This window comes from Planococcus sp. 107-1 (assembly GCF_021513255.1).
GTDB lineage: Bacteria > Bacillota > Bacilli > Bacillales_A > Planococcaceae > Planococcus.
On sequence record NZ_CP090977.1, the window covers coordinates 1951803 to 1976136 of the forward strand.

Annotated in this window: 28 protein-coding genes; 1 reads left to right on the plus strand and 27 read right to left on the minus strand. The window is 44.3% G+C overall.

Annotated elements, in window-relative coordinates:
- Positions 1-7 precede the first annotated feature (7 nt).
- From L0M13_RS10335 to L0M13_RS10385, 11 genes are all read right to left on the minus strand, one after another.
- On the minus strand, positions 8-484 hold the full coding sequence (locus tag L0M13_RS10335) for a cell wall elongation regulator TseB-like domain-containing protein (protein WP_235196420.1): 477 nt from the start codon (positions 482-484) through the stop codon (positions 8-10).
- Positions 485-492: 8 nt separating this feature from the next.
- The gene (locus tag L0M13_RS10340) at positions 493-663 is read right to left on the minus strand and encodes a YpmA family protein (RefSeq protein WP_110925597.1); all 171 of its coding nucleotides are present in this window, start codon (positions 661-663) and stop codon (positions 493-495) included.
- Between the two features lie 74 nt (positions 664-737).
- The gene (gene dinG / locus L0M13_RS10345; protein ID WP_235196421.1) at positions 738-3500 is read right to left on the minus strand and encodes an ATP-dependent DNA helicase DinG; all 2763 of its coding nucleotides are present in this window, start codon (positions 3498-3500) and stop codon (positions 738-740) included.
- Between the two features lie 194 nt (positions 3501-3694).
- Positions 3695-4078 carry an aspartate 1-decarboxylase gene (gene panD, locus L0M13_RS10350; protein ID WP_235196422.1) on the minus strand — a complete coding sequence of 128 codons (384 nt, stop codon included), beginning with the start codon at positions 4076-4078 and terminating at the stop codon, positions 3695-3697.
- A gap of 2 nt (positions 4079-4080) precedes the next feature.
- Entirely contained in the window at positions 4081-4917 is an 837-nt protein-coding gene (panC, locus tag L0M13_RS10355; RefSeq protein WP_235196423.1) for a pantoate--beta-alanine ligase, read from the minus strand.
- 245 nt (positions 4918-5162) lie between these two features.
- Positions 5163-6146, minus strand: a complete 984-nt coding sequence (locus L0M13_RS10360; protein ID WP_235196425.1) for a biotin--[acetyl-CoA-carboxylase] ligase — start codon at positions 6144-6146, stop codon at positions 5163-5165.
- Positions 6124-7257 carry a CCA tRNA nucleotidyltransferase gene (locus tag L0M13_RS10365; RefSeq protein WP_235196426.1) on the minus strand — a complete coding sequence of 378 codons (1134 nt, stop codon included), beginning with the start codon at positions 7255-7257 and terminating at the stop codon, positions 6124-6126. Before L0M13_RS10365 ends, L0M13_RS10360 begins: the two co-directional genes overlap by 23 nt.
- On the minus strand, positions 7254-8387 hold the full coding sequence (gene bshA, locus L0M13_RS10370) for an N-acetyl-alpha-D-glucosaminyl L-malate synthase BshA (RefSeq protein ID WP_235199306.1): 1134 nt from the start codon (positions 8385-8387) through the stop codon (positions 7254-7256). The genes L0M13_RS10365 and bshA overlap by 4 nt, the downstream gene beginning before the upstream one ends.
- Before the next feature lie 21 nt (positions 8388-8408).
- Entirely contained in the window at positions 8409-8813 is a 405-nt protein-coding gene (mgsA, locus tag L0M13_RS10375; protein ID WP_235196428.1) for a methylglyoxal synthase, read from the minus strand.
- A gap of 14 nt (positions 8814-8827) precedes the next feature.
- Positions 8828-9625 (minus strand): 4-hydroxy-tetrahydrodipicolinate reductase, encoded by a 798-nt coding sequence (dapB, locus tag L0M13_RS10380; protein ID WP_235196430.1) that lies wholly within the window; start codon positions 9623-9625, stop codon positions 8828-8830.
- Positions 9625-9960, minus strand: a complete 336-nt coding sequence (locus tag L0M13_RS10385; protein WP_235196432.1) for a nucleotide pyrophosphohydrolase — start codon at positions 9958-9960, stop codon at positions 9625-9627. Before L0M13_RS10385 ends, dapB begins: the two co-directional genes overlap by 1 nt.
- A gap of 111 nt (positions 9961-10071) precedes the next feature.
- Between L0M13_RS10385 and L0M13_RS10390 the strand changes: the two genes are divergently transcribed.
- Positions 10072-10938, plus strand: a complete 867-nt coding sequence (locus tag L0M13_RS10390; protein ID WP_235196434.1) for a YitT family protein — start codon at positions 10072-10074, stop codon at positions 10936-10938.
- A 41-nt stretch (positions 10939-10979) separates the two neighbouring features.
- Here L0M13_RS10390 and L0M13_RS10395 read toward each other — a convergent pair whose 3' ends face one another.
- From L0M13_RS10395 to L0M13_RS10470, 16 genes are all read right to left on the minus strand, one after another.
- Positions 10980-11654, minus strand: coding sequence for a zinc metallopeptidase (locus tag L0M13_RS10395; RefSeq protein WP_235196435.1), 675 nt, complete (start codon positions 11652-11654; stop codon positions 10980-10982).
- A gap of 52 nt (positions 11655-11706) precedes the next feature.
- Positions 11707-12318, minus strand: a complete 612-nt coding sequence (locus L0M13_RS10400; protein ID WP_397443479.1) for a lipoprotein heptaprenylglyceryl N-acetyltransferase LhaT — start codon at positions 12316-12318, stop codon at positions 11707-11709.
- Positions 12319-12374: 56 nt separating this feature from the next.
- Positions 12375-13160 (minus strand): menaquinol-cytochrome c reductase cytochrome b/c subunit, encoded by a 786-nt coding sequence (locus tag L0M13_RS10405; RefSeq protein WP_235196437.1) that lies wholly within the window; start codon positions 13158-13160, stop codon positions 12375-12377.
- Between the two features lie 39 nt (positions 13161-13199).
- Positions 13200-13874, minus strand: a complete 675-nt coding sequence (gene qcrB, locus L0M13_RS10410; protein WP_235196439.1) for a menaquinol-cytochrome c reductase cytochrome b subunit — start codon at positions 13872-13874, stop codon at positions 13200-13202.
- Positions 13875-13895: 21 nt separating this feature from the next.
- Positions 13896-14399, minus strand: a complete 504-nt coding sequence (locus tag L0M13_RS10415) for a QcrA and Rieske domain-containing protein (RefSeq protein WP_235196440.1) — start codon at positions 14397-14399, stop codon at positions 13896-13898.
- 141 nt (positions 14400-14540) lie between these two features.
- Complete coding sequence (locus tag L0M13_RS10420; RefSeq protein ID WP_235196441.1) at positions 14541-15002, minus strand: DUF2487 family protein; 462 nt, start codon at positions 15000-15002, stop codon at positions 14541-14543.
- Complete coding sequence (locus L0M13_RS10425) at positions 14999-15562, minus strand: ReoY family proteolytic degradation factor (RefSeq protein WP_235196442.1); 564 nt, start codon at positions 15560-15562, stop codon at positions 14999-15001. The genes L0M13_RS10420 and L0M13_RS10425 overlap by 4 nt, the downstream gene beginning before the upstream one ends.
- A 14-nt stretch (positions 15563-15576) precedes the next feature.
- Positions 15577-16830, minus strand: coding sequence for a tetratricopeptide repeat protein (locus L0M13_RS10430; protein ID WP_235196443.1), 1254 nt, complete (start codon positions 16828-16830; stop codon positions 15577-15579).
- 86 nt (positions 16831-16916) lie between these two features.
- Positions 16917-18203 carry a 3-phosphoshikimate 1-carboxyvinyltransferase gene (gene aroA / locus L0M13_RS10435; protein WP_235196446.1) on the minus strand — a complete coding sequence of 429 codons (1287 nt, stop codon included), beginning with the start codon at positions 18201-18203 and terminating at the stop codon, positions 16917-16919.
- 14 nt (positions 18204-18217) lie between these two features.
- Positions 18218-19306, minus strand: a complete 1089-nt coding sequence (locus L0M13_RS10440; RefSeq protein ID WP_235196447.1) for a prephenate dehydrogenase — start codon at positions 19304-19306, stop codon at positions 18218-18220.
- The gene (aroH, locus tag L0M13_RS10445; RefSeq protein ID WP_235196448.1) at positions 19303-19686 is read right to left on the minus strand and encodes a chorismate mutase; all 384 of its coding nucleotides are present in this window, start codon (positions 19684-19686) and stop codon (positions 19303-19305) included. The genes L0M13_RS10440 and aroH overlap by 4 nt, the downstream gene beginning before the upstream one ends.
- Positions 19683-20759: a 3-dehydroquinate synthase gene (gene aroB / locus L0M13_RS10450; RefSeq protein WP_235196450.1), complete on the minus strand. Its 1077-nt coding sequence runs from the start codon at positions 20757-20759 to the stop codon at positions 19683-19685. Before aroB ends, aroH begins: the two co-directional genes overlap by 4 nt.
- A 2-nt stretch (positions 20760-20761) precedes the next feature.
- Positions 20762-21934: a chorismate synthase gene (aroC, locus tag L0M13_RS10455; protein WP_235196451.1), complete on the minus strand. Its 1173-nt coding sequence runs from the start codon at positions 21932-21934 to the stop codon at positions 20762-20764.
- A gap of 170 nt (positions 21935-22104) precedes the next feature.
- The gene (gene ndk, locus L0M13_RS10460; RefSeq protein WP_052651396.1) at positions 22105-22551 is read right to left on the minus strand and encodes a nucleoside-diphosphate kinase; all 447 of its coding nucleotides are present in this window, start codon (positions 22549-22551) and stop codon (positions 22105-22107) included.
- 85 nt (positions 22552-22636) lie between these two features.
- Entirely contained in the window at positions 22637-23611 is a 975-nt protein-coding gene (gene hepT / locus L0M13_RS10465; protein WP_235196453.1) for a heptaprenyl diphosphate synthase component II, read from the minus strand.
- A 17-nt stretch (positions 23612-23628) separates the two neighbouring features.
- A complete protein-coding gene (locus L0M13_RS10470) occupies positions 23629-24333 on the minus strand; it encodes a demethylmenaquinone methyltransferase (protein ID WP_235196454.1) in 705 nt (234 codons plus the stop codon).
- Between the last annotated feature and the right edge of the window lies 1 nt (position 24334).

Consider the following 24334-nt stretch of genomic DNA (forward strand, 5'->3'; position numbering starts at 1 on the left):
AACCCTTTCACAAATTCAAAATCTTCTTCCACTGTTTTCCATCACTCGCCATAATATAAATATAATTCAACTGGTCTTCTTTATCTTTATAAGCGACTTCCCAAACGGCACCGTCTTTTTCCATGCCGAGCCGCGTATGCAGGAATTCTTCGACATCCGCTTCTTCAGCCACTGCTTTTCGGGCCTGTTTTGCCGTCACTGCATCGTCAAGCGAAGCAATTTTCAATTCCCCTTCGCCAGTTGGTACAAAAATGGCATTTAGTTTTCCTTTGGCATCAGTTCCAATTACGGTTACAGAAGTTTGCTTATTGGCATACACATAAGCCTGTTTCACTTCTGCCAGCAAATTTTCATCTTTGACCCGTTCAATCGCTCGCTGTTCCACATCGGAATACGGCTTATTGCCAGCTACAATGACAATAATCATTAAAGCGACAGCCAAAAAAGATAAAAATCCAAGTATAAAAGTAACCCATTGCTTCATTTGATCACCTAAGTCTTATAAATTGTAAAGATCGCTTGTTCCGGATCTTCCTTGTCCAATGCAAGTCCAAACATCAGATCGTTGTGTTTTAACGTTCGATTTAAAGCATCTACCACTTTATACAAATCTGGCTGATATTTCACATTAACAGTGGAGAGCACTTCTATTTTCGATTCCATGCAAAGCGACCTTCCTCTCATTTTGTCTACTGTGTTTAGCTGATAGAGTTTGGCTCTATTCGCCGTTCTTTATTTCATTGCTTATTATACCAATGTTCAATATCGGTTACCATCTTTTCTAAGGACACTTTCGAGACTTTCACTTTTGGCAGAGCATTCAAAAATTCTTTTCCGTAGGACTTCGTTTCAATTCGCCGATCCAGGACAATGAACATTCCTTGGTCGTTTTTCGAACGGATCAGACGCCCAAAGCCTTGGCGCAGCCGCAATACTGCTTCCGGCAATGCGTAATGCATGAAAGGATTGATGCCTTCTCTGGAAATCATTTCGGATTTCGCTTTAAAAATCGGTTCATCCGGAGATGTGAACGGAAGGCGAACAACGACCACAGCACGGAGCGCATCTCCCGGCACATCCACGCCTTCCCAAAAGCTATTCGTTCCAAACAGTACGGATTTCTGGAAGCGTTGGAATGATTTCAACAGCCTCATGCGGCTGCCGGAAGAAATTCCTTGGGCAAACAGCATGTATTCATCGAGAAGCCCGGTGTCTTGGATCAAGTCCACCGTTTTTCGCAGCATATCTTGCGAAGTGAATAAAACAAAACAGCGGCCTTCGGTGACAAGCACGGTCTGGATGACTGCATCAGCTACTGATTCAATGTATTCGACTTGTGAAACTTGCTGGATGTCGGGCATGTCTTCGACGACAAAAACCCGGGCTCCTTGGTAAAACTCTTTCGGCGGTTCAAATTTCGTAATCGGCACTTCATGAGGAATGCCGAGCTGATTGACGATAAAGCGTTCGTTTGATGGCACGCTCATGGTGCCGGACAGCCAAATCACCGCTTTTTCACCCCGTATCGGCGCCACGATGCGCTGAACGATTGAAGTCACTTCAAACGGCTGTTTGTATAAGGACAGACTCGTTGGAAGGCTTCTCAAATCACCTTCAATCCAACTGACTTCATCTTCCAACGGGAACACAAAGATTTCACTGAACTCAACCGCTTTGACCATCAGCTCTTCGGTCCAATAACGCCAGTCTGTAATCGTCAAGCGATCTTGAATGCTTGTTTCTGTCAAACGCTCGGCTTTTTGAAGAATCAATTGCGATAAATCGATCCATTCATTCAAAAAGCGAAGCATATCCATGAAACGATCTTTCTCATAAGGAAGTTCCGCTAACAGCGAAGCACATTTCTTATGGCGGCTCCCTTGGAACCGGTTCTGGAAAGCAGCAGTCAGCGATAAAGCCAACTCATCAAAAATTGCCGTGAATTTATTGAATAACGCTTCTAGATGCAGCATTTCGGGGACATTGGAAAATCCGCTCGCTTCTGCCGCTTGATAAAGTTCGTAGAATAATTGCTGATCATCGTACGTACCCAATTGGCCGAAAATATATTTCCACTGCGTATAGACAAAGGTCTTTTCGTATTGGGAGACAGCTGCTTGCACCACTTGATGCGCTTCATCCCAAATATAGGCATCGACGTTTTCCAAAATGCTTTGGTTGGTCATTCGCTGGTTTAATAAAAATGCATGATTTGTCACGATGACATGAGCGTTTTTAGAACGTTCCAGTGCGTATTCATAAAAATCGAGCGCTTTTTCTTCTCGGGACAATTTGCGCAAATGCGAGCGCCGGATTTTATCCAGGACGAACTGTCCTCCGCTTGAAGTATTCAACTCATTCAAGTCACCGGTTTCCGTCGAAGACAGCCACACCAATACTTGCATGATGGTGAACGTCTCATCGTAAGATTCATCTTCTCCCTGCAGCAATTCCGTAAAACGGCCCAGATCAATATAATGGCGCAAGCCTTTGATGAGTGAAATGCGCACCGGCCCGCCGACCAGTTGTTCCACAATCCCGCCTTCTTTTTGGACTAGCTGGTCTTGCAGATGCGTCGTATACGTACTGATAAGAACTTGTTTTCCAGTCTTTAAGGAATGATTTACAGCCGGCAATAAATAACCGATCGTTTTCCCCATTCCAGTGGAAGCTTCAATGACCAATTCTTCTTTGTTATGAAGAGCTGATTGGATGGAAGCCATCATATCAAACTGGCTTTGTCTCCGTTCAAAATGCGGAAAGGCCGTTTCGAGGCGTTCTTCCCAGTCAAATACCGCAGAATAGGCCTTTTCTGAAGTCGGTGAATAATTTGGACGGACTTTTAACGGGACGCCTTTAAAGTTTTCAAAAGCTTCACTTTGACCATTTCGTTTTTGCTGGGTCATTTCGAAAAAGAGCCGGGATAAATCGGACTTCAATTGAAACGAGCGTCTGTGCAAAAGCGCTAAGGTTTCATAAGGCAGCCGTTGCATGTCTTTTTTTGCCTGTAAATACAAAAGTGCTGTTGCCATGGCATCATCATCTGCACGATGGGCACTTTGGAGCGGAATGCCAAGCTCCGAAGTGATATCCTGCAATTTATAGCTGAATGACGTCGGATACATCAAACGGGCAAGTTCGACTGTATCCATCGTCAATCCTTGCCAAGCCGGCAATCCGCTGCGCTTGAATTCCGACTGCAGGAATGGCAGATCAAAATTCGTATTATGGGCAATGAAAATCGCATCGCGCATTTTATCGAAAATGGTGTCAGCATGGGCTTCGAAGGGAAGTGCACCTGACACATCAGCGTCTGTAATATTCGTCAAATCCTGAATGAACAACGGAATTTTTCTTTCCGGATTGATAAATTCAGTATATGTATCAATAATTTTATCGTTTTCAATCGTTACCATCGCTATTTGAATAATCCGGTCACCTTTAGCAGGGGAATGGCCTGTAGTTTCAATATCGACAACGACATATTTTTGCGTGTTCATCACAAGCCCTCTTTCTCGGGTGATTCTCTCTTCAAAAATTGTAACATATCCAAGCGCATTCCGTCTTACGGACTGGCTAATTCAACCGACATTCTCTTTACAGGTAAGTGAACAAAAAAATCAGAAAAAGCCAAGGGGGAAAAGCAATGCTTTTCCCCCTTGGCTTTGAATCAGTCTTTTTAAACTATAGATGCTTACATCACGGTAGCTTCAGGTTCGTAATTGATGATCTCCCGGATTTTATTGTTCTCATCCATGATGGCTACTGTCGGTTTATGGCTTCTCGCATTTTCATCCATGACATAGCCGTATGTCAAAATGATCACGATATCGCCTTTTTGCACGAGGCGGGCTGCTGCACCGTTCACACAGATCACTCCGCTGCCGCGTTCGCCGGCAATGATATACGTTTCAAAGCGTGCGCCATTGTTATTGTTGACGACATGCACTTTTTCATTTGGCAGCATGCCGACTTCATCTAGCAGATCCTGGTCGATCGTGATGCTTCCCACATAATTCAAGTCTGCTTGCGTAACAGTCGCGCGGTGGATTTTCGAATTTAACATCATACGTAACATGTTCAGTTCCCCTTTGGATTAAAAATAATATTGTCGATCAAGCGAGCTTTTTCAAATTGGACAGCCAAGGCCAAAATGGCCTCCCCTTCAATGGCTGAAGTTAAAGCCGGATACGATAGGAATTCAATATAATCAATTTTGCCGGATGTATGCTGTCGAAGATAGGCCGTTGCTGCAGCTTTCGGATCTTCGCCTGCTAAAGCCGCTTGTTTTCCAGCTTGCAGTGCTTTGTTCAGATGAGGCGCTTCATTGCGCTCTGTTTCACTTAAATAAACGTTTCGTGAACTTTTGGCCAGGCCGTCCTCTTCCCGCACCGTTTCACCCCGGCGAATTTCAACCGGAAAATCATAGTCTGAAACGAGCGATTCAATAATAGCCAATTGCTGTGCATCTTTTTGGCCGAAATATGCCCGGTCCGCTTCAGTCAAATGAAATAATTTCGTGACCACTTTTAAAACGCCGTCAAAATGGCCAGGACGTGTTGCTCCGCACATCTTATCAGCCAATCTTCCAGCAGAAAATGAAATCGATGATTCTTTTGGATACATTTCTTCGACCGATGGCGCAAAAATGATATCTGTTCCTACTGAAGCAGCCAGCTGCTGATCACGCTCCAAATCTCTTGGGTAGCGGTCGAAATCTTCATTCGGTCCAAACTGAGCAGGATTGACGAAGATGCTCATGACGACCAAATCATTTTCAGCTTTCGCTTTTTCGACGAGCGATAAATGCCCTTCATGCAAAAAGCCCATAGTGGGAACCAGGCCAATGGAACGCCCTTCGTTTTTTTGGCTGCGGACCCATTCCTTCAATTCTGTGACGGTATTAATTGTATGCAAAACTTTTCTCTCCTCTCGGGAAGAAAACCATATAAAAAGCCCTTCTATCAAAAAAAGACAGAAGGACAGTAAATTTGTGTGTGGTTTCCTCCGTCCCTGTCATATAGTAGATCAAGGCAGGTGTTGATTATCAAATTGTATTTTCTTGCAAAATAGCCATAGATTTCAGGTGCAGTTCGCAAGCGATACTGCCCGTTGATCCAACTAAAATTACTATAGCAGAAATGCTAAAAAAACAAAACACTTCAGTTTGTCATTTCAATATCGGCCGAATAGATGCCATGCAATTTGCCATCCGCCGTGCGGAGCTGGAGCACGCCATCTTCGGTGATGCCTTCTGCGACGCCCGTCAAAGTCTCTTTTGCCATTCTTGCACGCACCGTTTTGCCGATTGTCGATGAATAGCTTTCCCATAACACTTTCAGCACGCCAAATCCGGTTTCGATGTACAGATCCGTATAAATTTCAAGATGGTGCAAAAGCGACCGCACCAAATCTTGCCGGTTTACCGGCATTCCGCTTTCAATACTTAGTGAAGTGGCAATATCCTGCAATTCTTCCGGAAAATCTTGCAGCGACTGATTGACGTTCAGCCCGATGCCGATAATCAGTGCTTGTATGCCGTCAGCATCTGATTGCAATTCCGTCAAGATGCCCGTGCTTTTTTTGCCTTTTATAAGAATATCATTAGGCCATTTAATTTCCGGTTTTAAGCCGGTCACTTCTTCAATCGCCCGAACGACTGCAACCGCTGCGACTAATGTAAATTGAGGCGCTTTTTGTGGGACGACATCCGGACGCAGGACGACACTCATCCAAATCCCTTTTTTAGCGGCAGAATCCCATTTCCGCGCCAATCTTCCTCTTCCGGCTGTCTGCTCTTCCGTCAATACGATGGTTCCACCAGGCGTACCTTCTTGAGCGAGTTGATGCGCTATAATCTGAGTGGATGGACAAGATTCCACGTAGTGGATAACTTGTCCGAGCTTCTTTGTATTAAGTCCAGCACCAATCGCCGTTGCATCGAGCGTATCGGGGGCGGAAGTTAAATAATAGCCTTTTTTCTTAATGGACTCGATGCCATATCCTTGCTCCACAAGCTCTTTAATATGCTTCCAAATCGCTGTTCGTGAGACACCGAATTCATCGGCGAGCTGCTGTCCCGAAACCGGTTCGCCTTGGGCTTCTATTAATCGCTCTGCTAATTTATTGGTGATGGTGATATTCATGCATGAACCAATCCTTTATGAGTTCTTTATCGTTGGCCAATTCCCCAAAGACAATCATCCGCTCGATTTGTGCGAGCCATTGTTTTATCCAAGGACCTTGCTTTAGGCTATTCCACTTCATTAAATCCGAACCATTTACCGCCATATCTGCCTTATTGCGGATCGGCAGTTTGGATTTCTGCCCGGCAATATCTGCATTACGACCTTGCAGTGAAGCAGCAATCGTTAACTGCATCGCTGTATAACTGTAAAAAACCCACTCATCCCATTCCGGAAGGCGAGCGGCTTCTAATGCCCTTTTGATCATCTGTTTTTCTTCGTTGGAAAAACGATACGGCAAAATTTCTTCTATGTCTTTCATGTGCTCAAATAGCATGTATGACCAGCCGGCAACAGCTGCATCAACTGGACGAAACTTCGTCCAATCGGCTTTGAACAAATAACCTGAAGGCAGATGCTGCGCTAACCCAGTATCCGTTAAATAATCGAAACTTCGCCAAGCTTTCTCATGGAGCATAATCTTATCGATTTCACTCTTGATGCGTTCAATCGCAATCGATTCGATTAAATGTGCCTGATGCCCAATGGAAGTTAAGGTAGCCGGGTCGATTTGAAAATCCAATTGGCTGGAGAACCGGATGGCCCGCAACATGCGAAGCGCATCTTCTTGAAATCGTTCATCCGGATTCCCAACTGCCCGGATCAACCCTTTTTCTAAATCATGTGCTCCGCCAAAAGGATCTGTGATTTCCATTTTTTTATCCATAGCCATGGCATTAATGGTGAAATCGCGCCTTTTCAAATCCTCTTCCAACGATTGGACAAATTCCACAGAGTCGGGACGCCGGTTATCGGAATAAGTCCCTTCCGTCCGGTATGTCGTCACTTCGATTCCGGTTCCATCTTTTAACACAAGCACGGTTCCATGTTCAATGCCGGTATCGACCGTTTTTTCGAATAAGGATTTCACTTGCTCCGGTGAAGCATTGGTCGCCACATCAATATCATGCGGCATCTTTTCAAGCAGGTAATCCCGGACCGCACCGCCTACCATATATGCTTCAAATCCTGCTTTCTCGAGCTGTTCAATCACTTTAATGGCTGTTTTCATTGCAACTTCCTTCTATCTAATAAACCCTCATAGATTTTTTCATATTGCTTTAGAATCTGTTCCGAATGGAAACGTTCTTTGACAGTCGCCAATGCCGCAAGTTTCATCTTTTTGTGCATTTCTTCATCTTTTAGCATGCTTATAATGAATTCTGCAGCCCGGTCCGTATCACCTAACTCCACCAAAAAGCCGTTCTCTCCGTGGTTGATGATTTCGGGAATTCCGCCGATAGACGATCCCACACAAGGAACACCGCAAGCCATCGCTTCCAATAATACGAGGCCGAACGCTTCTTTCTCGGATAATAATAATTTGGCATCGCTTAAACTATAAAGTTCAGAGAGGTTGTCCCGTTTCCCTAAAAATAAAACCTGTTTTTCAAGGTTCAATTCTCTTACTTGCTGGACAATCCTGCCCATCTCCGGTCCATCTCCGACCAGCAATAATCGCGTGTCCATCTCTCGGTTTACTTTAGAAAAAGTTTCAACGACATCCATCACCCGTTTCACTTTCCGGAAGTTGGATACATGGATCAGAATTTTCGCATTCTCACTTAATCCCAAGTCCGCTTTTAGCCCGCTTGAATCTTTCGGGCTGTATTCCCTTTCGTCAACAAAATTGTAAACGGTTTGAATCTCTTTATCAGGATTGATCATTTCATAGGTTTGATTTTTCAAGGAATCCGAAACAGCCGTCACAACGTCCGATTTCTCGATGCCATAGCGGATTGCTTCTTTTAATGAAGAATCCGTTCCAAGCACTGTAATATCCGTCCCGTGTAAAGTTGTCACGATGCCGATATCCGATCCAGCCATATCCCGGCCGAGAATTGCACATACCGCATGCGGAATTGCATAATGCACATGCATCAAATCCAAATTTTCATTTTTGATCACTTCTGCGATTTTCGTAGCTAAAGCGATGTCGTAAGGGGCATATTGAAATACCGAGTAACTATTGACATCCACTTGATGGCTATAAATATTCGCATCCATTCCGTTTAAACGAAATGGGGTACTGGAGGTGATAAAGTGGATTTCATGCCCTTTTTCTGCAAGCATTTTCCCGAGTTCTGTCGCAACTACTCCAGAACCCCCTACAGTTGGGTAGCAGGTAATCCCAATTTTCATTTTACGCACCTGTATCTCCCCCTAGTTTCTGCGCCCTTGTATCAGGCGCCAATCCACAAATCCCTCTTTTAAGCCTTGCAGCAAAACTTCAGCCGTGCCCATATTGGTAGCAAGAGGAACATTATAGACATCGCATAAACGGATCAATGCCGTTACATCCGGTTCATGCGGCTGTGCTGTCAACGGATCTCTGAAAAAAATTACCATATCCATATCATCTTTCGCAATCATGGCTCCAATCTGCTGGTCTCCGCCTAGAGGTCCTGATTGGAAACGAATGACATCCAAACCGGTTCCGTCAATAATGCGTTTGCCTGTAGTGCCGGTTGCGTATAATGTATGTTCGGCTAAAATTGGTTGGTATGCTGTAACAAATTGGATTAAATCGTCTTTTTTCCGGTCATGAGCAATTAAAGCGATTTTCATAAAATCTTCCCCTTTTAAATGATATGTTCCAATCCGTAGATCAATTCTTCTTTTTCCATCACCGTTTCAATTGAAAGGACAACGCCAGACATAAATGAGCCGCGATTAAAAGAGTCGTGCCTGATTGTCAGCAATTGGCCGTCTCCTCCAAGCAAAACTTGCTGATGGGCAACTAAGCCCGGCAACCGGACGCTGTGAATCCGCATGCCGTCATAATCCGCTCCGCGAGCGCCTCTTAAAGTCTCTTTTTCTTTCGGATGCCCTTGTCCATGAACCGGACGCTGATCGGAAATCAAATGCGCTGTCTTCATCGCTGTACCTGAAGGGGCATCTAATTTTTGATCGTGATGCATTTCGATAATTTCGATGTCCGGCAAATACTTAGCAGCCTGTTCCGCAAATTTCATCATCAGAACAGCCCCCACTGCAAAGTTCGGCGCGATAATGCAGCCAATTTTCGAATCCCTCGCTAATTGGGTGAGTTCGTCCAATTCCTCATCTGAGAAACCGGTAGTCCCGACCACTGGACGAATATTCGACTGCAGCGCCATTTTCGTATGTTCATAGACGGATTCGGGTGAAGTCAAATCCACTAAGACATCCGGTTTCGTTTCCGTATGCAATTTTTTCAAATCCATATAAACAGGAACTTGATAAGTATCCGGAAATAATGAAGTATCCGCTAAACTTGCGCCGATTTCTTTGTAATCCAAAACAGCTACCAATTCCATGTTTTCATTTTTCATGACCGTATGTACAGCTTCTTGGCCCATTTTCCCCCGGGCACCTGCTATTGCTACTCGAATTGCCATTAGTTTTCTTCCTTTCTGGTCCAACGGTCTTTATCCCGTGTATTGAATTTCTCCATGACACCGTCATGGGCTTTTGCCAAATCGATATCCATTGAATTCGCCATGCAGATCAGGACAAATAGAACATCGCCCATTTCTTCTTCAATGGAATTCTTTTGTTCGGAGGATTTCTTTTTCTTCGGGCCGAATTGATGCATGACTTCGCGTGACAACTCTCCAAGCTCTTCTGTCATCCGTGCCATCATTTCCATCGGGGTGAAATACCCTTCTTTGAATTGTCCAATATAATTATCCACATCTTGCTGCAATTGTCTCATTGATTTATCTCCGCTCATATCATCACACTCCTCATCTCATCGTAAAGAAAACTAGAGTTGTTGTCAAAATCAGAATAATAAACGATAATACAGAAGTTGAGTTTTTCCAAAAGGAGTTGGTTCGGTGTCATGAAAGGTTTACAGTTGAAGAATATATTCTTCATTTTGCTTGGTGCAGCTATTTATAGTTTCGGTTTTGTCCATTTCAATATCCAGAATGAATTGGGCGAAGGAGGATTTGCCGGAATTACCTTGATTTTATTTTTCCTTTTTAATTGGGACCCTGCGTTGATGAACTTATTATTAAACATCCCTTTATTCTTCATCGGTTGGAAACTTCTTGGAAGGAAGGTTTTCCTTTATACGATCATCGGCACGGTTGCGGTTTCGGTGTTCTTAAAAATCTTTTTGGTCTACGAAATCCAAATCGATTTGCATAATGATCTGTTCTTGGCTACTTTATTTGCCGGAGTGTTTGTCGGTGTCGGCCTTGGCATCATTTTCCGCTACGGCGGGACTACGGGCGGAGTGGATATCATTGCCCGTTTGGTGCAGAAATACAGCGGCTGGAGCATGGGAAAAACGATGTTTCTATTCGATGCCTGTGTTATCGTCCTTTCACGCTTGACGTTCCTCGATAACCGGACGATGATGTATACCTTAGTCGCCGTTTTTGTCGGGGCACGCGTCATCGACTTTGTACAGGAAGGCGCTTATTCCGGACGTGGGGCCATGATCATTTCAAATTCCCAAGAAGAAATCGCCATGCGCATTGCGAATGAAATGGATCGAGGCATCACCATTCTCCGCGGCTATGGCCACTTCACAAAAGAAGAGCGGGAAGTGCTCTATTGTGTTGTAGCTAAAAACGAAATTGTCCGGCTTAAGAATATTATCAACAGCGTCGACCCCCATGCATTTGTTTCCTTGACGGAAGTCCATGACGTCATGGGTGAAGGATTCACGCTGGATGAACAAAAACAGCCAATTGGCTGAACATAGAAAAAGCCGGCCCATTCTCGGGCCGGCTTTTTCTATTAAGATCTGTTCATATTTGTGTAAATAAGCAATAACCGTGCAAGTTCCAATACAGCTACTGCAGTGGCTGCGACATAGGTCATGGCAGCGGCACTCAATACTTTCTTCGCATGGCGTTCCTCGTCGTTGCGGATGATATTATGCTCCAATAGCTGGTCCATCGCCCGGCTAGATGCGTTGAATTCTACCGGCAACGTAATCAATTGGAATAATACCCCAGCTGCCAACAAGATGATTCCGATCAGCAAACCCCCGCTCCAATAAGTAAACAAACCGATCATGATGAAGACCCATGACATATTCGACGAAATATTTACAATCGGAACTAAACGATGGCGCAATCTCAAGAATGAATAATCTTCAGCATCTTGGATCGCGTGACCCACTTCGTGCGCAGCAACTGCTGTACCCGCTACAGAAGCGTCGTGATAGTTATGGCTGCTTAACGCAACAACTTTTGTGAGTGGATTATAATGGTCACTTAACATTCCGCGGCTTTCAATTACTTGTACATCCGTTAATCCGTTGCGGTCTAATATAGTTCGTGCAACTTGTGCCCCAGTAATCCCGGAAGTTGACCGTATTTTTGAATATTTACCGTAGGTCCGTTTTAATTTAAACTGTGCCCACATTGGAATAATCAGCAAAATTATAAAATAGACGATAAAACCCATCTAATTATCACACCTCTCTTTTATTCCTCTCTCCTTATTTTACAAGGATTGGTCAGCTATGGTCAACTGATACGGCGCGAGGTTTATTGAGGTTCACAACGAAAAATGCAAAGGCGATGCATGCAATCGAAAGCCAGAAAGTGAAGTAGCCAATCTGGGCACTATAGGCATCTAAACTGCGATAAATGGGCATCTGGCCAAAGACATAATCAATGACATCGTTATGCAATGTCCAAATGGCAGCGAGCGAAGCGGAAATCCAGCCGAAGCGATAATGGTCAATATACAATACAGCTTGAAGTGCCATAGCAAAATGCGAACCGATCAGCATCCATCCCATCCAGCCGATCGAACCGGTTTCAACCAGTGTAAGCAGATTCATCACAACTGCCCACAAACCATATTTAATCAATGTGACTACCGCTAAAGCCTCGATCAAGCCATTCCTTTTGCCCATGAGCCAAAGCCCTAAGACAATGGTAAAGAACATACTCGCGGTTGGACTGTCTGGCACGAAAATAAGGAATTTGGGCTCGGTGATGTCCAATTGCCATTTATACCAAATGAAGCCATAGACAGTCCCGCCTAAGTTAATCAGAAATACTAAGAACAAAAATGGCCGGAACATCAGCCATGCAGAAATTTTTTGCATAAACGATATCAACTGGCTCACCCCTTCAGATAGAAAAAAAGAGCCGGTTTCCCGGCTCTTTTTCGCTATTATTCTTCTCCGCCAAGTCCAGCGATGAATTCAGTCATGACTTTAAGGTCTTCTTCTGAACCATCCCAAGACGGCGGCATTTTTTGTTCTCCATCTACTTCAATACCGTTTACAGCGATTTCAGCAATTTCTTCAGCTGAAAGGCCAGTAGCAGTAAGAGCCGGTCCAACTGCACCTTCTAAATTATCGCCATGGCAACTGATGCAAGCGGCGCCTGAGTAAATTTCATACCCCGGGTCGGCTGTATCGATTTCCACTTCTTCCACGATTTGTCCTTGTGCTTCAGCAGCTTCCCAGTCATGGTTCGCAACAGATTCCCAAGTAAGGAAAACGATTGAAGCCACTGCAAGAAGCATAAATCCTGTTGGAAGCGGACGTTTTGAAGGGCGTCTTTCTGGACCTGGATCCAAGAACGGCGCAAGAGCCAACGCACCAAATGCAAGACCTGGCATAATGATGGCACCGACGATGTTGAATGGACCAGATGCAAATTCATACTTTAATAATTGGTATAAGAATAAGAAATACCAGTCTGGCAATGGAATATAGCCTGTATCTGTCGGATCCGCTTGGCCTTCAAGAGGTGACGGGTGTGCGACAGTCAATAGCAAATAACCAATTAAGAAGACAGCACCAATCATCCATTCTTTCAAAAGGAAGTTTGGCCAGAAAGCTTCTGTTTTGCCAGGATATTCGGAGTAATCTTTGGGAACGTTCGGCATACGATGCTGTAAGCCTTTAACACGGGAGTCCCCAACGAATTTCATCCCTTTTCCGCGATGCATAGTGTCCCCTCCTTAAATAAATCCTTGTGGCCGCTAGTCTTATAGCGGGCCAGAAATACCTTGTCTTCTGATCATGATAAAATGCGCTGCAAGCAACCCAAGCAAAGCAGCTGGCAAGAAGAATACATGGATCGCGAAGAATCGTGTCAATGTTTGAGCACCAAGGATTGTTGAATCCCCAGCAAGCAAAATTTTGATTGACTCACCGATAACCGGTACAGAAGCGGCAATTTCAATACCAACTTTTGTTGCGAACAATGCTTTCATATCCCATGGAAGCAAGTAACCAGTGAAACTTAAACCAAGGATAACGGCAAATAGCATTACGCCGACGATCCAGTTCAATTCACGCGGTTTTTTGTAAGAACCCGTAAAGAATACTCGTAGTGTATGTAGGAAAATCATTACAACTACAAGAGAAGCTCCCCAGTGGTGCATCCCACGCACAATTTCTCCAAAAGCGACTTCGTTTTGAAGATAATAAACCGACTGCCAAGCATTTTCAATATCAGGTACGTAATACATTGTCAAGAACATACCAGATAGAATCTGAATTACTGTGATGAAGAACGTAAGTCCTCCGAAACAGTAAACGAATGCTGAAAAGTGGTGTGCGGGGTTAACATGTTCCGGTACTTCATGGTCAGCGATATCGCGCCAGATAGGCGTAATATCCAATCGCTCATCAACCCAATCATATAACTTGTTTAGCACTGGTGTCGTACCCCCTAACTATTAAACTATTGTGTTCGCTTTTACTGCCCCTAGAGCCACAAAACCATCTCTGTCTTCAACTTCGAATTCATCGAGCGGCCCAAGTGGCGGTGTTCCAGCGACGTTTTGACCATTTTTCTCATAGCGCCCTGCGTGGCACGGGCAGAAGAATTGGGTCGGGTGTTCCGGGTCGGCTGCCCAGTTTACTGTGCATCCTAAGTGTTTGCAGACTGGTGAAAGGGCAACGATTTTATCTCCCTCTTTGTACACCCACGCTGAACTAGTTACTTCAGATGTATACCATGCATCTACTTGTTCATAAGCGAAGTCGACGCGTACAGGTTCTTCTGATAAATCAGCTACTGCTGTGTCAGTCAATATGAAATCTCCAGCATCGTGCTGTTGGAGAATTGGGTCAACTGCAAAACGAACCATTGGCATTAGCATACCTGCCGCCATAAATCCGCCAACACCTGTTAACGTATAGCCCAAAAATTGACGTCGTGATACACGATTATTACTCATCCTTATCCCCCCTCTAACATTCAAGGTCAGTCCAATGGACATACTCATTTCAAATATAATTACTAGGACAACCTAATGATATATCAATCAAATGTTAAGGTCAATATCGCAATGAAGCGAATATGACAGTTTGTGAACATTTCATGAAGGCTTCGACCATTCTTTTAAGAAAACAGGCAATACCTGGCGCAGTTGGTCTTCCATGACCGATAGCTTGAAAGATTGATCCATGTTTTCCGTCGGAATGGCTGGAAGCCAGATGACATTTGGCGCAGTTTCAATGGCTCGCCATTCCGGGTCAGTTGTGACATAAAATACATGTTTAAATTCTGTGTGGTTTATTTCAGCGGAAATCTCCGCAGCAAGCCGGCATCGGTCTGAAGTTTTGCTGTAGGAAAGCGGCGGAAAAAGCAGCACACGTCCTTTAAATTGTTTTTCTAATAGATTGGTCAATGATTGCAAATAGTCGGAGGCGCTAGCGCTAGGCTTTAATCCGCCTGGGCTAAGGTCCAACTGAACCAAAGGCACAACAGCAGTATCGACATACTCTTTTTGCTGTACGTATTGATCCATATCTTTACCTGTAAAATGCATAAAGCTCATTCACTCTCCATTTTCTTTAAAGTCTTGACAGAATGAAGCAAAGCAGACAATTCAAAAAAACGTTCCCGGTCATTCGAATCCAATGCTTCATCAATTTGCTGGAGAATTTTCTCCTCCTGGAATGTGGACATGCTTTCTTCAAGCACTTTTTCCGCTATTAGGCGGTCTTGGTCCGTAATCGACGCGTTCTTCGGCATGTACGGATTTTCCTCAAGCACCGATATATAAAGAGGCGAAGGTGGACGGTTAGGAAAGTTTAATTGCACATACAGATCGTCATCTGGATTTAGCCGCAAATCATGAAAAGATTTCTCAGCATCCGCCGTCATCAGATTGCCCTTATAGAAACGGAAAGGAATTTCATCGGATTCTGTAGAAGACATCACCATAGCTCGGGGACAATAATGTGCTTCTTCCACGAAATGTGTTTTTTCCAGAAGCTCTTCATTGCTAAGCATGTAATTAAGAATCCATATGCATTCCCTTCTCTTCATCTTATAGGATTGCAAAAACCACTTGACGAATTGCTTTTTCTCCCCAACAGAGATATATGCGGTCATTGGCCAACCTCCTTTCATTCGAATGACTGCTGCCAGTCAAACCATTCAGGGTTTTCAGGTTCCAGAACCTGCAGCTCTTTAATGATTTCGAGAGCCCGCTCCCTTTTCCCTTCTTCAATTAAAAAGCGCGCGAATTTTTCAAGGAAGTTCGGATCATCTTGAAAAGCAGGATAGGCTTTTTCATAATATACCGTTGCTTGATTGAATTGTTCCATCCGTTCATAAGATTCAGCGAGCATTGGGTAGAGTCCGGCCCAATCATCTTCGTTGGCAATGACATTTTCCGCCAGCTCCAATACATCCTCATCCAATTCTTCCGCGTGGAAGTATGAAATCAGCGTATAAATGGCTTCCATGTATTCCGGGTCCAACGCAATGGCTTCACGCAAATACTTCACACCATCTTCTGTATGACCAAGCTTCATGGCTAATTTTCCGGCGAATAAATAAAGTTCTTTGCCAAACTCATCCCGGGCTATCCCTTCCAGACTCGCCTTGTAAGCCGCTTCATAATCTTCGGCCAAATTATAGCTCTGCGCCCGGAGCAGATAGGCAGAGAAATAATCCGGATCAATTTCCAGCAGTTCATTCAGCTGGCGCACGGCCAGTTCGTATTGTTTCGTCTGAAACGCAGCGAAAGCAGCACGGTACAAGACATCCGGCTGTACTTGCTGTTTCAAAGCTGCTTCATAATTGGGCAGCGCTTCTTCGTATGCAGCTCCAGCGCTGTATACTTCAGCCAGCCTTTCAGACAGATCGATGCCTTCTATCACAATGTCCTGATCTTTTAAATCCTGATAAATCTTAGCTGATTCAAGGTACCTTCCTGAATCCAGCAATAATTCCGCTTTCGCCTGCATAAGCAAAGGCTCCTCCGGCAGCAAGTCGATTGCTTCGTTTAGCCGGCTTTCTGCCGCTTCAAGCAACCCCTGCAATTGGAATAGATCGGCAAGCGTTACAAGAGCTTGTGGATACAATTCATCTTCTTTTGAAACTTCCATCAAACTATTCAGCGCTTCATCTTCCCTGTCGATTTCGATCAGGAGATTGGCGCGATCAATCTTAAGCTGCCCTTCTTCAGGGAAAATGTACTGAAGATGCTCCAGCACTTTTATCGCTTCTTCTACGTAGCCGATTTCCGCCAGCCATTCGGCCAATCCATATTGTTCATCGGGATCTCCGCTGAGCAGATAAGCCTCCAGTAAATTATTGACGGAATCGGGGTCTCCCAGTTCCACCGCTTTTTGAATATCTTCTATACTCGCCATTCAATCACCTATTCTTTTCAGTTTCATACTTCCATCCTACACGAAAGTTTGTTCGAATCATAATAAAAAACTCCCCCTAAGGAGAGTTATTGGAGTAGAGAATTCATCTCTTCGACAAAATTTGGAAACGACACAGCGATGCAATCCGGGTCGTCAATTTTCACTTCCCCATCCGCTATCAATGCGGCTACAGCGGCCATCATGCCGAGGCGGTGATCTCCATATGACTTCATATGCGCTCCGTGCAATTTACTCGGCCCGTTAATGATCATGCCGTCTTTCGTAGCGGTAATATCTGCACCCATTTTGGATAATTCTGCCACAACCGCTGAAATACGGTCCGTTTCTTTTACCCGAAGTTCTTCAGCATCTTTGATGACCGTCCGCCCTTCAGCTTGTGTTGCAATCAAGGCAATCAATGGAATTTCATCGATCAGACGGGGAATCAAATCGCCGCCGATTTCAATCCCTTTCAATTGGGATGAACGGATCGTTAAATCAGCAGCTGGTTCACCAGCCGTTTCAAGTTCTTTGACGTCAAAGTCGGCACCCATTTGCTCAATCACATCGAGAATTCCTGTACGCGTCGGATTTATTCCTACATTCGTCAATTTCACTGTACTCTTTTCCGTGATTAATGCGGCTCCGATCATAAATGCGGCTGAAGAAATATCACCCGGTACTTCAACATGTGCAGCCGTCAGCTTTTGCCCGCCTTCGATTTCGATGCGGCCGTCTGCTGTTCGGTTGATGCTTGCTCCGAAATGCTCCAGCATGATTTCTGTATGATCACGTGTCGGCATCGGTTCTACGACGACCGTCTTGCCTTCTGCTTTCAGTGCTGCAAGCAAAATAGCAGATTTGACTTGGGCACTTGCTACAGGCAAGGTATATTCGATCGCTTTTAACTGGGTTCCTTGAATGGCTAAAGGTGTAAATTGGCCATCTTGGCGGCCTCTTATATCCGCCCCCATCTCGCGCAGCGGGTTGATGATCCGCTTCATTGGCCGTTTTGCAATCGATTCATCCCCTGCTACAACTGAATGGAAAGATGAGCTGGCAAGAAGCCCTAACATTAACCGCGTCGTGGTTCCCGAATTCCCGGTATCCAGCACTTCGGCAGGCTCTTTCCAAGAGGCCTCACCTCCGCTTTTAATACTGACGGATTTTCCGTCCAGTTCAATTTCCACACCCATCTTCCGGAAGCAACTGATGGTGCTTAAACAATCTTCCCCGAGCAAAAATCCTTCGACTGTTGTCGTGCCTTCTGCAATCGATCCGAACATGATAGCACGATGGGAGATCGATTTATCGCCTGGTACTTGAATTTCACCTTTTAATGACGGTTTTGAAAAAGTTAAAGTTAATGCCACAATGCCGCCCCCTTTTACGAAATATAAGAATCATAAGAAGTTCTTCTATTAAAACAAATCCGAGCCTTTTCCCGATCTTCCGGGGTCTGGAAACTGATGACGAGGATACCGAAGACATCTTCACGGGTTTCGATGATCCGCAAATTAACAATGCTGATTTGCTCTTCAGCTAAATAACCCGTAATTTCGGAAAGGATACCGGGAATATCCGGAATGTCGATATACAAATCATATGCACTGTACAATGCCCCATGCCCTGCAATCGGCAATTCGTCGCGGACTGATTTTGCTTCTTGGAAATAATGTTGAATGGCGGTTTCTTCATTTTCGACCAACAACTCCCGAAGCTCAGCCATTTCCGCCATCCAATTATCCATTTGCTGTACAATCATCGCATTATTTTGAGTTGTGATATCCCGCCACATTTCCGGATTCGACGAAGCGATTCTCGTAATGTCGCGGAATCCGCCTGCAGCTAGTTGACGAGTAAAAGGATATTCTTCTTCTTTCGCCAATTGGTGAACTAGCGAGGCAGCAATCAAATGAGGGAAGTGGCTGACAATCGCCGTCATATGATCATGGTCTTTTGCAGCCAGAACTTCAATTTTCGCTTTCGTGACTGAAAGGAGTTCTTTCAAAAACGCAATGCTTTCCGTTGAAGCCCCTTCGTTCGGCGTCAGCACATAAAATGCATTTTCGAATAGCATTTCCTTAGCTGCTTCCACTCCGCTTTTATGGGATCCCGCCATAGGATGCCCACCGATAAAGATGCGATCAAGATTTTTTGCAGCTTCCATGATCGTTTTTTTCGTGCTGCCGGTATCCGTTAAGATAACGCCATTTTTCAAATCCCAGTATTTGCTTTGCTCCATCAATTTCAAGGTTGTCGCCACCGGCGTCGCAAAAATGATCACATCCGCTTCTTTGGCTGCAATTTCAACAGACGGTGGAGAACTATGTATGATTCCCATCTTGTAAGCTTTTCGAGCTGTCAGAGCATCCGCATCGTATCCGGAAATATGCACTTCTGGATGGCGTTGAAGGGCCTTTGCCAACGACCCGCCAATCAATCCAAGGCCGATGATTAGGACATGAGTGTTCATTTTGCTTCCACCCGGCTTTTCTTCACTAGATCAGGTCTAAGCTTAATCGCATCATTCAAGTAAATATGCTGGATTTCATTTTGAGCGACTTCTGTATTCACGTGCATCATGACACGGATGCATAATGGCAAACTTCCGGGAACATCCATCTCATGCGTGCACATTACTGGGACATAGGTCCAATTTTCAAGCGTCCGTACAGCTTTTGCGGGAAAAGCGGAGGAGATGTCAGTAGTTGTTGAAATAATGACCGATGCTACAGCATCCGGATCGATTCGGTTTTCCTTGGCCATCTCTGTGACAAGTTTTTTTGTTTCCATTAAAATTTCCTCAGGCTTATCTGCTGAAACCGTGATGGCTCCTCGAATTCCACGAATCATTTCGTCATCTCTCCAATCTTTAAACGTAGTTCTTCATAACTTTTTGCAGCAAATTGCTCATCGATTTTCTCCATTTGTGGCTGTGCGATTTGGTGAAGCATGACAAAATTCAAGTTTCCATCCGATGACTTTTTGTCTTTTTTCATATAAGGCAGCACGTCTTCAAACGAAATTCCCACTATCTTCTCAAAGGGATAGCCATGCCGGAACCCCCACTCCAAAAACACAGTGGACTTATCGCTGCCTGATAGGTGGAGAGCATAGGCCATGCCTAGCACGACCGCTTCCCCGTGTGTGATTTTTCCGTATCCAAGATGAGCTTCTAAGGCGTGTGCCAAGGTGTGCCCAAAATTCAAAAACTTTCTCATGCCATTTTCAAACTCATCTTCTTCTACAATAGCGGCTTTGACCGCAATCCCTTTTTCAAGATGCTCTATTAATTGCTGTTCGGTTAAATCTTTGAAAGACTCTACAGCCAGTAACTCATCCAACCATTGCCCATTTGAAATAAAAGCATGTTTGATGACTTCGGCCATACCCGACCGCCATTCGTGGTCCGGTAAAGTTTTTAACAACTGGACATTATACAGAACCGTCTCAGGCTGATAAAAAGTGCCAATCATATTTTTTCCTAAAGCATGGTTGATCGCCGTCTTCCCGCCAACTGCGCTGTCATGAGCCAAAATAGTCGTTGGCAGTTGGATATAAGGGATCCCGCGCATAAAAGTCGATGCAACAAAACCTGACAGGTCACCTGTCGCGCCTCCGCCAAAAGCAAGGATCAAAGTTTTTCTAGAACAGCCCTTTGCTAACAGAAAGCTATGGCAGTCCATGAAAACGTCAATTGACTTTGCCTGTTCTCCCGCAGGCACTTTAAAGACATCCACTTTATAAGATTCCAGATAGGGCAATAATTGGTCTAAATGAAGTGAAGCAACTTTTTCATCCGCAACTACGATAATACGGTCAGCTGATCCAAGCAGTTCACGGTATTCGGAATTCAATAACCCAAAAACATCCGATCCAATATGTACGCTATAAGGCCGTCCTGCTTCTACTCGAATGGTCGGCATAATCAGAACCCCTTTGTATAATCTAAGTAATTCTGCACGTTTTCTTTGAGCCTTGGAAGCTGGTCGGCATCAAATTGCTCTAATAGCGCATTAGCAGCTTCCCATGCGACTACATGTTCAGCCACAATCGATGCAGCTGGCACTGCACAGCTATCTGAACGTTCGATGCTTGCCTGGAAAGGTTCTTTCGTTTCAATATCAATGCTCTGAAGCGGTTTGTACAAAGTCGGAATCGGCTTCATGACGCCTCTGACGATAATAGGCATACCCGTCGTCATACCGCCTTCAAAACCGCCTAAGTTATTCGTTCTGCGCGTATAGCCCTGTTCTTCTGACCAAAGGATTTCATCATGCACTTGGCTGCCTGGTTTTCTCGCCATTTCAAACCCAAGGCCGAATTCCACGCCTTTAAATGCATTGATGCTCATAACCGACGCTGCGATTTTTGCATCCAGCTTCCGGTCATAATGGACGTAGCTGCCGATTCCAGGCGGCATTCCTTCAACGATAACCTCCACAGTGCCGCCTATCGAATCGCCATTCTTTTTCGTTTCATCTATTAAATCAGTCATTTGTTTCGTAACAGATGGGTCTGCACAGTAAACCGCATCGTTTTCAACGATTTCCCGGATTTCTGCAGCTGATTTCCCGATATAGCTTTCCGGATTTGTTTTTATGCCGCCAATTTCCGTTACATGGGAAACAATCTCTACTCCTAATTGTGATAGCAATTGTTTGGCTACCGCACCAACAGCTACACGAACCGTGGTTTCCCGTGCAGAAGAGCGTTCTAGAACGTTCCGAAGGTCCCGATGGCCGTATTTCATGCCTCCATTAAGATCTGCGTGTCCAGGACGCGGACGTGAAATTTGGCGCTTCACTTCATCGTTTTCATCAATCGGTTCGATTCCCATGATATTCGTCCAGTGCTTCCAGTCATCATTCTTAACGACTAAAGCGACTGGAGAACCCAGCGTTTTCCCGTGGCGCACCCCTGATACGATTTCCACTGTGTCCTTCTCAATCTGCATGCGTCTACCGCGGCCATGGCCGCCTTGTCGCCTTTTAAGCTCTTTGTTAATCATTTCTGCCGTTAAAGGCATTTGTGCCGGCAACCCCTCAATAATAGCTGTAAGCTGTGGCCCATGTGATTCTCCTGCTGTTAAATAACGCATCTGCACTTTCTCCCTTCAACGCACTAAAGTATTTATGTACCACTATAACATATTGCATTTCCTCAATTCTATCTTAAATTTAGATAAAACTAAACTGTCCAAAAATTATTAGGCAAAAACAAAAATGAGCAAAAAAAAAAGCAGCATACGCCGCTTTTTTAAAAGCTGGATTAGTTAACCCAGTTGTTCATTGTCTTTTCATAAGTTACTAATTCTTCTTCTTTGAAGAACAAGCCAATTTCACGCTCAGCGCTCTCAGCAGAGTCCGAACCGTGAATCATGTTTTTGCCTACAGTTACAGCGAAATCTCCACGGATTGTTCCTGGAGCTGCATCTTTAGGGTTTGTAGCGCCCATCATTTGACGTGCAGTCAAAATAACGTTTTCGCCTTCCCATACCATTGCAAATACAGGGCCTGAAGTGATGAAGTCAACTAATTCGCCGAAGAACGGACGCTCTTTATGTTCACCGTAATGCTGTTCAGCCAATTCAGTTGGGATCTGCATCAATTTAGCGCCAACCAAGTGATAACCTTTTTTCTCAAAACGTGCTACGATTTCACCGATTACATTGCGTTGTACTCCGTCTGGTTTAACCATCAAGAAAGTTTTTTCCATTATGAACACTCCTCTATTAAAAGCTCAGGCATTTTTGCCCACCTTAAAAAATACTATCAGTTTGAACCTATTTGTCAACTGTGTTCTAAAACTTTCTCTTGCCAATGAAGAAAGCGATTTTGCGCATCGTTTTGCTGGCTGAGCTTTTCGGCAAATAAGATAATTCTTCCAATGCTTTTTCTAAATACTTCTCGCTGATTTTCTTTGCTTCTTCAATTGCGGGGCTGTTGCGAATCGTTCTGACAATATTCAGCCTCTCTTCATCAGACATTTCCTTTTGAAGATTTTTCTTCAATAGCTCGTAGGTCTCTAGATCTTTACGCGCACATAAAACCGGCAAGGTCATATTGCCTTGCATAAAATCGCTCCCGGCTGGTTTCCCCAATTCTTCATCCGAAGAAGTGAAGTCCAAAATATCATCAATAATCTGAAACGACATGCCGATAAAATAACCAAACCTTCTCAAATGGGCAACCGTTTTTAAATCCGCTCCAGAAACCAAGGCACCGAGTTCACAGCTGGAGGAAATGAGCAAAGCCGTCTTCCGTTTGATTCGGCGCAAGTAATCACGCAAATTCTGATCTAATTTGAACTTGTCTTCAATTTGGATGATTTCGCCTCGGCATACTTCAATCATTGTCTTCGACAAGATTTGGTGGAGTTTTGGATCTTCAATTTCTGTAATATATTCCAATGCCCGAGCTAAGATGAAATCTCCCGTATACATCGCGACACTATTATTCCACTCTGCTTTTACTGTCGGTTTGCCTCTTCTAAGCTCAGAATCATCAATTACGTCATCGTGCACCAATGAAGCCATATGAATCAGCTCTAAAGGTACAGCGACGCGCTTCATCACATCAATATTGTAATTTCCAAATTTGCCGGCAAGCAAAACAAAAACAGGTCGGATTCGTTTTCCTCCAGCCTGTAATAGATGAAGAGAAGCATCATTTAGTAAGGGAGATTCGGAATCCACTGCCTGTTCTAATTCTTTTTCGATCATATCCAATTCCGGTTTAATATCGGAATAGAGCAATTTCAACTTCACCTTTTCCACTAAATAACCTTCTCCCGCTAATTTACTTTTTTCATGCCTAAATGAAGAGCTGCAGCTCCTCCTGTATAAGGCTTATACTTCACTTTAACAAATCCCACCTGGGTAAATAATTTCGCCAATGGTTTCATGCCCGGGAAATCTTTAGCCGATTCCTGCAGCCAAGAATACTCTTTATAGCTCTTTGCAAATAATTTACCGAATACCGGCATGATGAATCTGAAGTAGAATCTAAAAACCGGTTTGAACAATAAATTATTCGGCTGGGAAGTTTCAAGGCAAGCGATTACTCCACCCGGCTTGAGCACACGGTGCATTTCAGAAAGGACTTGGCGATAATCCGGTACATTCCGCAAACCAAAACCGATCGTGGCAAAATCAAATGAATTATCAGGGAAAGGCAAAGACATCGCATTGCCCTGAATCATTTTCACTTGAGGGAGGTGCTTAGTTTTTTCGATTCCTACATTCAACATGTTCTGGCTGAAATCCAGTCCCACTACATGGCCTTGTTCGCCGGTCGCTTCTGCATGTGCAATCGTCCAATCTCCAGTACCGCAGCAGACATCAATTACAGATGCGCCTCTTGGCACTTGAAGCTTTTGCATCGTATCTTTGCGCCATTTGCTATGTTGTTGAAAACTGATGACAGAATTCATGTGGTCATAATTATCGGAAATTTTCTCAAAAACTTCGTGGACTTTCTGTTCTTTTGTTTTTTGCATA

Bases quoted from the DNA above. Each gene is read 5' to 3' on its own strand.
- L0M13_RS10335 (WP_235196420.1), bottom strand. From the start codon at position 484: ATGAAGCAATGGGTTACTTTTATACTTGGATTTTTATCTTTTTTGGCT.
- L0M13_RS10340 (WP_110925597.1), bottom strand. From the start codon at position 663: ATGGAATCGAAAATAGAAGTGCTCTCCACTGTTAATGTGAAATATCAG.
- dinG (WP_235196421.1), bottom strand. From the start codon at position 3,500: ATGAACACGCAAAAATATGTCGTTGTCGATATTGAAACTACAGGCCAT.
- panD (WP_235196422.1), bottom strand. From the start codon at position 4,078: ATGTTACGTATGATGTTAAATTCGAAAATCCACCGCGCGACTGTTACG.
- L0M13_RS10360 (WP_235196425.1), bottom strand. From the start codon at position 6,146: ATGAATATCACCATCACCAATAAATTAGCAGAGCGATTAATAGAAGCC.
- L0M13_RS10365 (WP_235196426.1), bottom strand. From the start codon at position 7,257: ATGAAAACAGCCATTAAAGTGATTGAACAGCTCGAGAAAGCAGGATTT.
- bshA (WP_235199306.1), bottom strand. From the start codon at position 8,387: ATGAAAATTGGGATTACCTGCTACCCAACTGTAGGGGGTTCTGGAGTA.
- mgsA (WP_235196428.1), bottom strand. From the start codon at position 8,813: ATGAAAATCGCTTTAATTGCTCATGACCGGAAAAAAGACGATTTAATC.
- dapB (WP_235196430.1), bottom strand. From the start codon at position 9,625: ATGGCAATTCGAGTAGCAATAGCAGGTGCCCGGGGGAAAATGGGCCAA.
- L0M13_RS10385 (WP_235196432.1), bottom strand. From the start codon at position 9,960: ATGAGCGGAGATAAATCAATGAGACAATTGCAGCAAGATGTGGATAAT.
- L0M13_RS10390 (WP_235196434.1), top strand. From the start codon at position 10,072: ATGAAAGGTTTACAGTTGAAGAATATATTCTTCATTTTGCTTGGTGCA.
- L0M13_RS10395 (WP_235196435.1), bottom strand. From the start codon at position 11,654: ATGGGTTTTATCGTCTATTTTATAATTTTGCTGATTATTCCAATGTGG.
- L0M13_RS10405 (WP_235196437.1), bottom strand. From the start codon at position 13,160: ATGCATCGCGGAAAAGGGATGAAATTCGTTGGGGACTCCCGTGTTAAA.
- L0M13_RS10415 (WP_235196440.1), bottom strand. From the start codon at position 14,399: ATGAGTAATAATCGTGTATCACGACGTCAATTTTTGGGCTATACGTTA.
- L0M13_RS10420 (WP_235196441.1), bottom strand. From the start codon at position 15,002: ATGAGCTTTATGCATTTTACAGGTAAAGATATGGATCAATACGTACAG.
- L0M13_RS10425 (WP_235196442.1), bottom strand. From the start codon at position 15,562: ATGACCGCATATATCTCTGTTGGGGAGAAAAAGCAATTCGTCAAGTGG.
- L0M13_RS10430 (WP_235196443.1), bottom strand. From the start codon at position 16,830: ATGGCGAGTATAGAAGATATTCAAAAAGCGGTGGAACTGGGAGACCCC.
- L0M13_RS10440 (WP_235196447.1), bottom strand. From the start codon at position 19,306: ATGAACACTCATGTCCTAATCATCGGCCTTGGATTGATTGGCGGGTCG.
- aroH (WP_235196448.1), bottom strand. From the start codon at position 19,686: ATGATTCGTGGAATTCGAGGAGCCATCACGGTTTCAGCAGATAAGCCT.
- aroB (WP_235196450.1), bottom strand. From the start codon at position 20,759: ATGCCGACCATTCGAGTAGAAGCAGGACGGCCTTATAGCGTACATATT.
- aroC (WP_235196451.1), bottom strand. From the start codon at position 21,934: ATGCGTTATTTAACAGCAGGAGAATCACATGGGCCACAGCTTACAGCT.
- ndk (WP_052651396.1), bottom strand. From the start codon at position 22,551: ATGGAAAAAACTTTCTTGATGGTTAAACCAGACGGAGTACAACGCAAT.
- L0M13_RS10470 (WP_235196454.1), bottom strand. From the start codon at position 24,333: ATGCAAAAAACAAAAGAACAGAAAGTCCACGAAGTTTTTGAGAAAATT.